At 52.1% G+C, this 13620-nt stretch carries 9 protein-coding genes and 1 pseudogene; 9 read left to right on the top strand and 1 reads right to left on the bottom strand.

Translation table 11 applies throughout. From position 1 onward, the window contains the following. Positions 1 to 126 precede the first annotated feature (126 nt). From ACZMIG_RS13190 to ACZMIG_RS13165, 6 genes are all read left to right on the top strand, one after another. Complete coding sequence (locus ACZMIG_RS13190) at positions 127 to 552, top strand: helix-turn-helix domain-containing protein (RefSeq protein ID WP_004291432.1); 426 nt, start codon at positions 127 to 129, stop codon at positions 550 to 552. Positions 553 to 555: 3 nt separating this feature from the next. Next, the gene (locus tag ACZMIG_RS13185) at positions 556 to 906 is read left to right on the top strand and encodes a helix-turn-helix domain-containing protein (RefSeq protein ID WP_004291454.1); all 351 of its coding nucleotides are present in this window, start codon (positions 556 to 558) and stop codon (positions 904 to 906) included. A 20-nt stretch (positions 907 to 926) separates the two neighbouring features. Further along, positions 927 to 2498 (top strand): DUF3945 domain-containing protein, encoded by a 1572-nt coding sequence (locus ACZMIG_RS13180; RefSeq protein ID WP_004291455.1) that lies wholly within the window; start codon positions 927 to 929, stop codon positions 2496 to 2498. A gap of 60 nt (positions 2499 to 2558) precedes the next feature. Further along, the gene (locus tag ACZMIG_RS13175) at positions 2559 to 4649 is read left to right on the top strand and encodes a type IA DNA topoisomerase (RefSeq protein WP_487889681.1); all 2091 of its coding nucleotides are present in this window, start codon (positions 2559 to 2561) and stop codon (positions 4647 to 4649) included. A gap of 163 nt (positions 4650 to 4812) precedes the next feature. Then, positions 4813 to 5265, top strand: a complete 453-nt coding sequence (locus tag ACZMIG_RS13170; protein WP_005944286.1) for a DUF1896 domain-containing protein — start codon at positions 4813 to 4815, stop codon at positions 5263 to 5265. Beyond that, complete coding sequence (locus ACZMIG_RS13165; RefSeq protein ID WP_015532455.1) at positions 5255 to 11098, top strand: N-6 DNA methylase; 5844 nt, start codon at positions 5255 to 5257, stop codon at positions 11096 to 11098. Before ACZMIG_RS13170 ends, ACZMIG_RS13165 begins: the two co-directional genes overlap by 11 nt. A 186-nt stretch (positions 11099 to 11284) precedes the next feature. Here the strand turns inward: ACZMIG_RS13165 and ACZMIG_RS13160 are convergent. Continuing rightward, a pseudogene (locus tag ACZMIG_RS13160) lies at positions 11285 to 11564 on the bottom strand (DUF418 domain-containing protein); the annotation flags it as partial. Positions 11565 to 11682: 118 nt separating this feature from the next. Between ACZMIG_RS13160 and ACZMIG_RS13155 the strand changes: the two are divergent. From ACZMIG_RS13155 to ACZMIG_RS13145, 3 genes are all read left to right on the top strand, one after another. Beyond that, on the top strand, positions 11683 to 12060 hold the full coding sequence (locus ACZMIG_RS13155; RefSeq protein WP_005944282.1) for a nuclear transport factor 2 family protein: 378 nt from the start codon (positions 11683 to 11685) through the stop codon (positions 12058 to 12060). An 11-nt stretch (positions 12061 to 12071) separates the two neighbouring features. Beyond that, complete coding sequence (locus ACZMIG_RS13150; protein ID WP_005944281.1) at positions 12072 to 12929, top strand: GNAT family N-acetyltransferase; 858 nt, start codon at positions 12072 to 12074, stop codon at positions 12927 to 12929. Between the two features lie 266 nt (positions 12930 to 13195). Next, on the top strand, positions 13196 to 13620 hold a 425-nt coding region (locus tag ACZMIG_RS13145), incomplete at its 3' end, for a GTP-binding protein (RefSeq protein ID WP_487889680.1).

Below are 13620 nucleotides of genomic sequence, written 5' to 3'. Positions count from 1 at the left end.
TTGCCGCAAAGGTAACGAAACGGCATACAAGACGTATCGTTTTCCGCTGAAAGGCTGCCTGTTGCGCCGTTTGACCGGGTTACGGAGCCATCTTCCGCAAAAATCTTACGTGAGTCACGTAGTGAGTTGTTAAAGCCCCTTTTGTTTATTGCCGAATTTTGTCGCAGAAACAAAAAGAAAGGACTGAACATGAAAGTGATAACAATGGAAAGTTCCGCCTACAAGGAGATGATGGCGCAGATTGCGAACATCGCAGGGTACATCCGCGAGGCAAGGGACGAGAAGAAACGGAAGCGGGAAACCGAAGACAAGCTGCTTGACACGGCACAGGCGGCGAAGATGCTCAACGTGAGCAAGCGCACCATGCAGCGTATGCGCACCGACCACCGTATCGAGTATGTGGTGGTACGCGGAAGCTGCCGCTACCGCCTTTCCGAGATACTGCGGCTATTGGAGGACAACACAGTAAGGAACGAGGAAGGGACAATAGACACCCTGTTCCACAACCACACGCTGCGCACGGGCGGCAAACCAAAAGGAAGGAGGACATAGGTCATGGAACTGCTCACACGAAACAACTTCGAGGGCTGGATGCAGAAGCTGATGGAACGGCTCGACCGTCAGGACGAACTGCTGCTGGCGATGAAGGCTGAGGGGAAACAGCCCACTATCACGGAAAGCATCCGCCTTTTCGACAATCAGGATTTGTGCATGTTGCTCCAGATAAGCAAACGCACCCTCCAACGCTACCGCAGCGTAGGCGCATTGCCCTACAAGACGCTGGGCAAGAAGACCTATTACAGCGAGGAGGACGTGCTGACATTCCTTTCCAACCATATCAAGGACTTCAAAAAGGAAGATATAGCCTTCTACAAGGCTCGTATCCATAATTTCTTTCATAAATAACCCATTAAAACATTTTTCAGATGGCAAAGAAAAAAGACGAAAAGGACGTGCTGGTAGTCCGTGACGAGAAGACAGGCGAGATCAGCGTGGTAGCCGGGCTGAACGCGGACGGCACACCCAAGCGCACCCCCGCAAAAGCGGAGAACGCGCAGAGTTTCCTGCAATTCGACCGACATGGCGACGTGCTGGACAACTTCTTCAAGAACTTCTTCCGGCAGTGCAAGGAACCCAGCCGCTTCGGTTTCTACCGCATTGCGGCAGACCAAGCTGAAAATCTCTTAGAGGTGATGAAGCAACTGCTGAAAGACCCCGAAGCGAACAAGGAGCTGCTCGCCCCTCACAAGGTGGACACCTCCGACTATGAGAAGAAGGTGCAGGAAGAGATGGCAGCACAACAGACAGAGAAACAAGAACCTCAAAAACAGGAGAACATGGAACAACGGAAAGAACAGCAACAGGACAAATCCGAACAGATGCAGGGCAAACGTGGCTACCAGCCCATCGACGAGAGTAAAATCAACTGGCAGGAGCTGGAGGACAGATGGGGCGTAAAGCGGGACAACCTTGAAAAGTCCGGCGACCTTACGAAGATGCTCAACTATGGCAAGTCCGACTTGGTAAAGGTCAAACCGACCTTCGGCGGCGAATCATTCGAGCTGGACGCCCGCCTCTCCTTCAAGAAGGACGGTGAGGGAAACATCAGCCTCGTGCCGCACTTCATCCGCAAGGAGCAGAAGCTGGATGAGTACAAGGAACACAAATTCTCCGACAATGACCGGAAGAACCTCCGCGAAACGGGCAATCTCGGTAGGGTCGTGGACATTGTGGACAGGGAAACGGGCGAGATCATCCCCTCCTACATCAGCATCGACCGCAAGACGAATGAAATCACGGACATTCCGGCAAGCAGGGTGCGCATCCCGGAGCGCATCGGCAAGACGGAAATCACCACGCAGGAGCGGGACATGCTCCGCGCCGGACTGCCCGTACGCGACAAGCTCATCGAGCGCAACGACGGCAGAAAGTTCGTCACCACCCTGCAAGTGAACGTGGAGCAGCGCGGCGTGGAGTTCGTGCCGGGAACCGGCAAGTCGCCCCGTACCGCACAGACACAGGAAACCAAAGGCGACACATCGAAAAGTCAGGCGCAGGGCGGGGAAAATGCCGCACAGACCAAGAAGGAGCAACGCCGCAACACGTGGACGAACGAGGACGGCAGCATCCGCCCCATCAGCAAATGGAGCGGCGTGAGCTTCACCGACCAGCAGAAAGCCGACTATGTGGCGGGTAAAGCCGTGAAGCTGGAGAACGTGACCGACAAGCAGGGCTTCCATGCCACGATGTATATCAAGTTCAACCCGGAGAAGGGACGCCCGTACCGCTACGACACGAACCCTGACAATGCACAGCAGGTTGCTCCGTCCAACGAGAGCCGCACGCAGGTGGCGGTGAACAACGATGGCAAGACCAACGAGGCTACAAAGAATCTGAGAGAGCCGTTGCAGAAAGGTCAGACCAACCCGAAGGACGCCCGCCAGCAACAGCAGCAGGAGAAGCCGCAGAAGAAAACGGGCAAGGGCATGAAAATGTAATCCCGTGTCCGCCACTGAATCCAAAATAAAATCCAAAGTATCAACAAAAAAGAAGAAGACATGAAGACAATCATTGCAGAAAAGCCCTCCGTGGCACGTGAAATCGCCCGCATCGTGGGCGCGACAAAGAGAGAGGAAGGATATTTCGAGGGAGGCGGTTATGCCGTGACATGGGCATTCGGACACCTCGTTCAGCTTGCCATGCCCGACGGCTACGGCGTGCGCGGATTTGTCCGTGACAACCTCCCGATTATTCCCGACACATTCACGCTCGTCCCCCGTCAGGTCAGGACGGAGAAAGGTTACAAGCCCGACAGCGGCGTGGTGTCGCAGATAAAAGTCATCAAAAGACTGTTCGACACAAGCGAACATATCATCGTGGCGACCGATGCCGGACGCGAGGGAGAGCTTATCTTCCGCTACCTCTACCACTATACGGGTTGCACCACTCCTTTCGTGCGCCTGTGGATCAGCTCTCTCACCGACAAAGCTATCCGCGAGGGACTGCGGAAACTCGAAGACGGCAGCAAATACGACAACCTCTACCTCGCCGCCAAAGCGCGGAGCGAATCCGACTGGCTCGTGGGCATCAACGGCACACAGGCGTTATCCATCGCCGCCGGACACGGCACGTATTCCGTGGGGCGGGTGCAGACACCAACGTTGGCTATGGTATGTGAACGCTACTGGGAGAACCGCCGCTTTACGTCCGAAGCATTCTGGCAGCTCCATATCGCAACGGACGGTTGCGACGGCGAAGTCGTGAAATTCTCATCCTCCGAGAAATGGAAAGAGAAAGAACCGGCGATGGAACTATATAATAAGGTAAAGGCGGCAGGTTGCGCCACTGTCACGAAAGCCGAGCGCAAGGAGAAGACGGAGGAAACTCCCTTGCTCTACGACCTGACCACGCTCCAGAAAGAAGCCAACGCCAAGCACGGCTTCACGGCGGAACAGACGCTTGAAATCGCGCAGAAACTCTACGAAAAGAAGTTGATAACCTATCCGAGAACGGGAAGCCGCTACATACCCGAAGACATGTTCGCTGAAATCCCCAAGCTGCTCGCCTTCATCGGGGCTTTGCCCGAATGGAAAGGCAAGGTGCAGCCGAAAGCGCAGCCGACACGCCGCAGTGTGGACGGCGGCAAGGTGACGGACCACCACGCCCTGCTCGTCACTGGCGAGAAGCCGCTGTTCCTCTCCAAAGAGGACAGCACCATTTATCAGATGGTTGCCGGGCGCATGATTGAGGCTTTCTCCGAGAAATGCGTCAAGGACACCGCCACCGTCACGGCGGAATGTGCCGGAGTGGAGTTCACGGTGAAAGGCAGCATCATCAGGCAAGCCGGATGGCGTGCCGTCTATGGCGGGGAGGACAAGGAAGAAACCGCCATCCCCGATTGGCGGGAAGGCGACACGCTGACGCTGAAAGGCTGCTCCATCACGGAGGGCAAGACCAAACCCAAACCGCTGCATACCGAAGCGACACTGTTGTCGGCAATGGAAACGGCGGGCAAGGACATAGAGGACGACGCATTGCGTCAGGCGTTGAAGGACTGCGGCATCGGCACGCCCGCCACCCGTGCGGCGATTATCGAAACGCTCTTCAAACGCGGCTACATGGAACGCTGCAAGAAATCGCTTGTGCCGACAGAAAAAGGGCTTGCCCTCTACTCGGTCGTGAAGACGATGCGCATCGCCGACGTAGCCATGACGGGCGAATGGGAGAAGAATCTGGCACGCATCGAGCGCGGGGAACTGCCCGCTGACACCTTCCGCAGGGAGATAGAGGCGTACACACGTGAAATCACCTCCGAACTGCTCTCGTGCGACAAACTGTTCTCCCGCAGGGATTCCGGCTGCAAGTGTCCCAAGTGCGGGACGGGCAGCATGCAGTTCTACGGCAAGGTGGTACGCTGCGACAACGCGGAGTGCGGGCTGCCCGTGTTCCGCCTGAAGGCGAACCGCACCCTTTCCGACGACGAGATCAAAGAGCTGCTCACCGACGGGCATACGAAGCTGCTCAAAGGCTTCAAAAGCAAACAGGGCAAAAGCTTTGATGCCATAGTCGCCTTTGACGGGGACTATAACACGACTTTCGTGTTCCCCGAAAGGAAAACGAGCAGGAAATTTTCAGGACGGAAGAAATAGTATTACCTTTGCCACTGGTTCAGAGTAATGAATTGTTCTTCGATACCGGATTACACTCATACTTTGGATTTAGTGGTGGCACTCGGAGGGATACCGAGTGCCTTTTCTTTCTCCTTTCCAGACGATTATCCACGTCATTACCAATCCACTAAATTCCAAAGTAATGAACAACAAGAAGAAAAACGAGGGTCAGACCGACTTTTCCTATTACGGTCTGTACCTGCTGGACTACCTCCGCACGAACAGGTTTGAACAGGCTTCCGATGATGCCTTCATCCGGGAGCGTGCCGACCGTGCCGCCGAAACGTATGAGCGTGTGCGGCTCGAAGGCTATCCGCCCGAAGGGGCGCAGGAGTTGGCGATGGACACGCTCCTGCGGGGGCTTCGCTATTCCAAGTACGCCATCCTCCGCGAAGTCGTGGAAAACGAGTTTGCCAACGAAGTGCCGGAAAAGAAACGCGAAGCCTTCATCCGAAAGCTGCTGCCGCCTGTCGGTAATGTATTCTCCGCCTATGACCTTTCGGACGACAACTTCGCCCTGTCGCCCGAATACGACCTGCTCTACACGGAGCTGACGGGAGCCGCCGTCCTTTATATCGACGAGTATGGCGTTTAACCGCAAACAACGGCTGCGGGACAACATCGAGGCGATACGGACGGCATTCATCCTTGACAGGGAACGGAGGACGGCAACCGCCGAGGAACAAGCCATACTTCGGAAGTATTGCGGTTTCGGCGGATTGAAGTGCATACTGAACCCGGCAAAGGAACTGACGGATGCCGTGCATTGGGCGAAATCGGACCTCGAACTGTTTGCCCCTACGGTGGAGCTGCACAGGCTGGTGCGTGAAAACAGCAAGGACGATACGGAGTACAAGCGGTACGTGGATGCCATGAAGCAGTCCGTGCTGACCGCTTTCTACACCCCGCCGGAGATAACCGGCACTATCGCGGATGTACTGCATGAACACGGCATACGTCCCGATCGCGTATTGGAGCCGTCGGCGGGCGTGGGCGCATTCGTGGATGCCGTGCTGGAAAACAAGCCGGACGCGGATATCATGGCTTTCGAGAAAGACCTGATGACGGGCAAAATATTGGGATACCTGCATCCAGACCAAAAGGTAAGGGTGCAGGGATTCGAGAAGATAGAGAAGCCATTCACGGACTATTTCGACCTTGCTATCTCGAACATCCCGTTCGGCGACGTGGCTGTGTTCGACCCGGAGTTCACGGGCAGCCAAGACCCGGCAAGGCGTTCCGCACCGAAGGCAATACACAACTACTTCTTCCTGAAAAGCCTTGACGCGGTGCGTGAGGGCGGCATCGTGGCGTTCATCACCTCTCAAGGGGTACTGGACGCACCGTCCAACGCGCCCATACGCGAGTATATGATGCGTAATGCCAATCTGGTGGGAGTCGCACGCCTGCCGAACAACCTCTTCACGGACAACGCGGGTACGGAAGTGGGTAGCGACCTGATTATCCTGCAAAAGAACAGCGGCAAGAAACGGGAGCTGTACGATTATGAAGAGTTGTTCGTGCAGACGGAAAAGACACCGATAGGTAGTTTCCAGAACGGGTATGTCGGCAGCATCGGCATGATTCCCCACTCGGATCTGATAAGCGGCACAGACCCTTACGGGAAACCAGCCTATAAAGTCATGCACCGGGACGGCATCGAGCAAATGGCGGAGGATTTGCGGGAACATATGGATATTGAGCTGTATAAGTTGGACAAAAAGCTGTATGAAATGCACAGCCTGCATCCGGCACAGGGGAAAAGCACGGTGACAGAAACCATTTCCACACCGGTTGTCACTCCTGAGATACAGCCACGTCATGAAATGGCAGTGAAGCCCGAAGCGGCAACACCGCAGCCGGAGGAAGAAAAGTCGGAGATAGAGCCGCGCCGCCCCGATTATTCGGAGGGCGTGCAGCTCTCCCTGCTCGACCTCTGGGGCATGACGGAGGAAGTACGCAAGCAGGAAGCACCCGCCAAGAAGAAAAAGACGGCGAAAAAGGAAAGCCCGGCAAGGCGCATGCCTCCCAAACCGCAGGCGCAGGTTACGCCGAAGGTTACGACCGCACCGCCACAGCCGTCTGCCGCACCGCCGACGGAAAGCAGGGACAGCCATGAAACAAAGCCGGTGAGTGTCGCAGCCAAAGCCGATCCGGATGATATTTACGCTACTTTGGATTGGGACACCAATCCGCCCATCAACGGCTTCTATGAAATGATGATGGACCTCACGCCGGAGCGACGCAAGGAACTTCGCAGGCTGGCGGCACAGCATCAGGAGAAACGGCAGCATGTCCCGGACGTGAAAGCCGCGCCGGAGCAGGAAACACGGCAACCCGAAACACAGCCGGAAGTTGCCGCCATTCCTGTCGCTCCCGCAACGGAAGCGGCTGCAACCTCCCTTTTTCCCGAAATGGAAGCGGAAAAACCGAAAGAGGAAGCTCCCGACCTGTCGCCGCGTCCCTACCACCGCACGCCGGAAATGCACTTGCGTGAAGGCTCGTTAGTGGCTGACAGTGGGCGTCGTAACATCGGTTATCTGAAAGACATCACGCCTTACGGCGCGACATTCCAGCCGCTTGGACTGACAGGCTATCAGAAAGAGAAGGCGTTGCTGTATGTGTCGCTCCGTGACGCATACGAGCGTCTGTACCGTTATGAATCGAACAGGCGCGAGGAAAACCCGCAGTGGCGTGAGCATCTGAACACCTGCTATGACGAGTTTGTCATGCGCTACGGCAACCTCAACGCCAAGCAGAACGTGAAACTGGTGGTGATGGATGCAGGAGGACGCGACATCCTTTCGCTGGAACGTGCGGAGGACGGCAGGTTCGTCAAGGCGGACATTTTCGAGCGTCCCGTTTCCTTCTCGGTAGAGAGCCATGCCAACGTAAGCTCTCCCGAAGAGGCACTCTCCGCATCGCTCAACAAGTTCGGCACGGTCAATCTCGACTATATGCGGGAGATAACCGACAGTACGGAGGAGGGATTGCTTGACGCCCTCAAAGGACGCATCTTCTACAACCCGCTCGTAACCGGTTACGAGATAAAGGACAGGTTCATCGCCGGGAACGTGATAGAGAAGGCGGAACGCATCGAGGCATGGATGGGCGACAACCCCGAAAACGGGCGTATGCCGGAAGTGAAGCAGGCGTTGGAGGCTCTGAAAGAAGCCGAGCCGCCGCGCATCGCTTTTGAAGACCTCGACTTCAATTTCGGGGAACGCTGGATTCCGACGGGCGTATATGCCGCCTACATGAGCCGTCTTTTTGACACGGACGTGAAAATCGCCTACTCCGCAAGCATGGACGAATTTTCGGTGGCGTGCGGCTACCGCACCATGAAAATCACGGACGAGTTTTTAGTGAAGGGCTATTACCGGAACTATGACGGCATGCACCTGTTGAAACACGCCCTGCATAACACCTGCCCGGATATGATGAAGTCCATAGGAAAGGATGAACACGGAAACGACATCAAGGTACGCGACAGCGAGGGCATACAGCTCGCCAACGCCAAGATTGACGAAATCCGTAACGGGTTCTCGGAATGGCTGGAAGAGCAGTCGCCGCAGTTCAAGGAACGGCTGACGACGATGTACAACCGCAAGTTCAACTGTTTCGTGCGCCCGAAATATGACGGCTCACACCAGACCTTTCCGGACCTCAACCTCAAAGGGCTGGCAAGCAGGGGTATCAAGAGCGTCTATCCGTCGCAGATGGATTGCGTCTGGATGCTCAAACAGAACGGCGGTGGCATCTGCGACCACGAAGTCGGTACAGGCAAGACGCTGATAATGTGCATTGCAGCGCATGAGATGAAGCGTCTGAACTTGGCGCACAAACCGATGATTATCGGGCTGAAAGCCAATGTCGCGGAGATTGCCGCCACCTATCAGGCGGCATACCCGAACGCGCGGATTCTCTATGCCTCGGAGAAGGACTTTTCGACCGCCAACCGCGTGCGTTTCTTCAACAACATCAAGAACAACGACTATGATTGCGTCATCATGTCGCACGACCAGTTCGGCAAGATTCCGCAGTCGCCGGAGTTGCAGCAGCGCATCCTGCAAGCGGAGCTTGACACGGTGGAGGAAAACCTCGAAGTCTTGCGGCAGCAGGGCAAGAACGTATCGAGGGCGATGCTGAAAGGTCTGGAAAAGCGCAAGCACAACCTTGAAGCGAAGCTGGAGAAGGTGGAACACGCCATCAAGTCGCGCACGGACGACGTGGTGGACTTCAAGCAGATGGGCATCGACCATATTTTTATTGACGAATCGCATCAATTTAAGAACTTGACTTTCAACACGCGGCATGACCGTGTGGCTGGTTTGGGCAACTCGGAAGGAAGCCAGAAAGCCCTGAATATGCTTTTTGCCATCCGCACCATACAAGAGCGCACGGGTAAGGACTTGGGGGCGACGTTCCTATCCGGCACGACCATCAGCAACTCGCTGACGGAACTGTACCTGCTCTTCAAGTACCTGCGCCCGAAGGAACTGGAACGGCAGGATATCCGGTGCTTTGACGCATGGGCGGCTATCTTCGCCAAGAAGACGACCGATTTCGAGTTCAACGTGACGAACAACGTGGTGCAGAAGGAGCGTTTCCGCTACTTCATCAAAGTGCCGGAGCTTGCCGCCTTCTACAACGAGATAACCGACTACCGCACGGCAGAGGATGTGGGTGTGGATCGTCCGCACAAGAACGAGATACTGCACCATATACCGCCCACGCCGGAGCAGGAGGACTTCATTCAAAAACTGATGCAGTTCGCCAAGACGGGCGACGCCACGCTGCTCGGTAGACCGCCCCTGTCGGAAACGGAAGAGAAGGCAAAGATGCTGATCGCCACCGATTACGCACGGAAGATGGCTCTCGATATGCGCATGATAGACCCGAACTACGAAGACCACCCCGACAACAAGGCTTCCCACTGTGCCAAGACGATTGCGGAGTATTACCATAAATACGACGCGCAGAAAGGCACGCAGTTCGTGTTCTCGGATCTGGGGACGTACCAGCCGGGCGACGGGTGGAACGTGTACAGTGAGATAAAGCGGAAGCTGACGGAGGACTACGGCATACCGGCAAGCGAGGTGCGCTTCATTCAGGAGTGCAAGACCGACAAGGCGCGCAAGGCGGTGATAGACGCCATGAACGCCGGAACGGTGCGCGTGCTGTTCGGTTCCACCTCCATGCTCGGAACGGGCGTGAATGCGCAAAAAAGGTGTGTCGCCATCCATCATTTGGATACGCCTTGGCGACCGTCCGACCTGCAACAGCGTGACGGACGGGGAGTCAGGGCAGGCAACGAGATTGCCAAGCATTTTGCCGGGAACAATGTGGATGTCATCATCTACGCGGTGGAAAAGTCGCTGGACAGCTACAAGTTCAACCTGCTGCACTGCAAGCAGACGTTCATCTCGCAGCTTAAAAGCGGGGCGATGGGCGCGCGTACCATCGACGAGGGGGCGATGGACGAGAAATCGGGCATGAATTTCTCGGAGTACATGGCGTTGCTCTCCGGCAATACCGACCTTTTGGACAAGGCGAAACTGGAGAAGCGTATCGCATCGCTTGAAGGGGAACGCAAGTCGTTCAACAAGGGCAAGCGCGATTCGGAGTTCAAGCTGGAAGCCAAGACGGGGGAACTGCGTAACAACACGGCTGTCATCGAAGCCATGACGGAAGATTGGAACCGCTTTCTTTCCGTTGTGCAGACGGACAAGGAGGGCAACCGCCTGAATGCGGTCAAGGTGGACGGCGTGGATTCTACCGATGAAAAGGTTATCGGAAAGCGTTTGCAGGAGATAGCCAAGAACGCCACTACGGGCGGGCTGTACAAGCCTGTCGGGGAACTTTACGGCTTTCCGATAAAGGTGGTAAGCGAGAGGATACTCAAAGAGGGGCTGGAGTTTACCGATAACCGCTTCGTGGTGGAGGGAAACTACAAGTACACCTACAACAACGGGCATCTGGCGATGGCTGATTCGGTAGCCGCCGCACGTAATTTCCTGAACGCATTGGAGCGGATTCCGTCCATAATCGACCAGTACAAGGGAAAGAACGAGGTGCTGGAAAAGGAAGTTCCGCAGTTGCAGGAGATAGCGGGCAAGGTATGGAAAAAGGAGGACGAACTGAAACAGCTTAAGTCCGAACTTGCCGCACTTGACCGAAAGATACAGCTGGAACTTGCGCCGCCTACGCAGGAAGCCGACGAAAAAGAAAAGGATGGACAGGAGGTCAAGCCTGTTTCGGAAGGTGTACGGAGCATATCGCCACAACAAACTGATGATGCACCGCAGATACGCAGCCCGGTGAATGAGCGAAATCCAACGGGCAACATCATTGGCGACCATGTCATCATCGGACGACCGGGTTTTCAGTTAAAGAATAAAAACCGATCGAAAGGGATAAAAATTTAAAATTAGGAATTTTATATAAAATATTAATAGGGGCTATCCAAAAGGTCTAAAAGTAAATCATATCCCCTCTGCAAGTATCTGTAGGAGAGTGATTGCAAGACTTTCTTTCTTTTTGGGCAGCCTCTATTAAATTTATTTGCTCTTTCTTGATTTATGTTTATAAACATTATACCAAAAACATTCCAACTAACCTTGTTTATGTTTTGTCAGCCACCATTTGCACAACCATATTTGACTCCCAAAGAGAATGAATTCGATAAGATAACTTGCTGCATACCCACAATAAGGGGCTAAATAGAATACGAATGGGAAATAGATAACAGCACCGACAACAGATTGCGTTATGTAGTTGGTTAAACTCATTTTACCATAAAGCTGTAATGTGGAAACCGCTTTATTTGACACATTCCTTATGACACAATAATATGAACGAGAATATTTCTACAGAATCATCAGTAAAACAGAAAAAAATACTAATTTTGTTTTTGATGATCCTTCCAAAAGGAATTAGAAAAAATGTCTAATTCTAACTTATAGAGGAAAAAGCAACAATTAAATATTAAAGAATAAAAGATACGAAAAATATGACGCCAAAAGAGATACTACAAAAATGGATTGACTGCTTCAACGCCGCCGATGCAGTCGCTTTGGCAAACTTATACGCTCAGGATGCCATAAACCATCAAGTCGCAAACACCCCAGTTATAGGAAAAACAGCTATCCATGAAATGTTTGTAAATGAATTTGCAACCTCAAAAATGGTTTGTATTGTTGAGCATATATTCGAGGATGGAGAATGGGCTATCATGGAATGGAAAGATCCGCTCGGGTTGCGAGGATGCGGATTCTTTCATGTGCAAAACGATAAAATAGTTTTCCAAAGAGGTTATTGGGATAAGCTCAGCTTTCTCAAACAGCACGGTTTACCCGTAGAGAATAGTGATGAAAATCCAAACACATAACACCGTCCGATATGGGAATCATCATTCATTCTTTAGAGTCCGTTTCTTTCAAAGATTTGTATGCGGCATTCTCATCTGCATTCAAAGATTATGATTTCTCTTTGAATGCGGATGAATTGCGACGCATGCTCGACCGACGAGGATACAATCCACAACTATCTTTCGGAGTATTTTTCGAAGGACGGCTGATTTCTTTTGTGCTTAACGGAACAGGCATGTACAACAACATCTTGACTGCCTATGACACAGGGACGGGAACCGTACCTTCATTCCGGGGATTACACCTAACCCAAAAAATATTCACTTTCAGCCTCGAATTGATATGTCAACAAGGAGTTCGGCAATATGTACTGGAAGTTTTGCAACACAATCACAAAGCAATAAAAATATATCGCAAATTAGGCTTTGAAACACAGAGAAATTTCAACTACTACTCTGCCAAACTGAGCGATATTGTTCCTGTATTGCAAGTAAACCATACCGCATGTCGCATACTCCCATCGGATTTAAAAAACTGCCTTAACCAAACGGCCTGGTTCGATTTTCATCCTTCATGGCAAAATGACAGGGCTTCACTGGAACGCGGAATCGACAATTTGGACATATTGGGAGCTTATGAAAGAGAAGAACTTGTCGGATTTGTTATCTTTGAACCGGCATCTGGCGATATTTCATCCCTCGCAGTTGCAAAAGATTACCGGCGTAAAGGAATAGGCAAGTCTTTGCTTAAAAGTGCTGTCAGTCATTTTCAAAGCGATGTACTCAAATTTACTAATGTTGATTGCGATTGTGAATCAGTCACTGGTTTCTTGTCATCATTAGGACTTACCCCAAAAGGACAACAGTTTGAAATGGTCAGAAAAATTTAACCTACATTTATATGAATAGCCCTCATCATCAAATAACAAATTAATAATACCAAATAAAAATACGTATAGATTAAAAAAGTTTAAAAAAGTTCTTTGTGCTTTTGTCAGGGAACTTTTTTTTCGTAAATTTGCGTTCAATTATGCGGCAGTAATAATATACATATTAATACGAGTTAAGAATCCTGTAGTTTTCTACATGCTACGAGGAGGTATTAAAAGGTGCGTTTCGGCAATGCATCTATTGTAGTATATTATTGCTTAATCAAATGAACATTATAAATTTAGGAATTCTTGCTCACATTGATGCAGGAAAAACTTCCGTAACCGAAAATCTGCTATTTGCCTGCGGAGCAACGGAAAAGCGCGGCAGTGTTGATAAAGGTGACACCATAACAGACTCTATGGATATAGAAAAACGTAGAGGAATTACTATTCGGGCTTCTACGACATCTATTGTTTGGAATGGTGTGAAATGCAATATCATTGACACTCCGGGACACATGGATTTTATTGCAGAGGTGGAGCGGACATTCAAAATGCTTGATGGTGCAGTCCTCATATTATCGGCAAAGGAAGGCATACAAGCACAAACAAAGTTGCTGTTCAGTACTTTACAAAAGCTGCAAATCCCGACAATTATATTTATCAATAAGATTGACCGTGCCGGTGTGAATTTGGAGCGTTTGTATAT

Source organism: Xylanibacter sp. (genome assembly GCF_057607445.1).
Note: the sequence above shows the minus strand (reverse complement) of the source record. Positions and strands in the feature narration are given on the sequence as shown.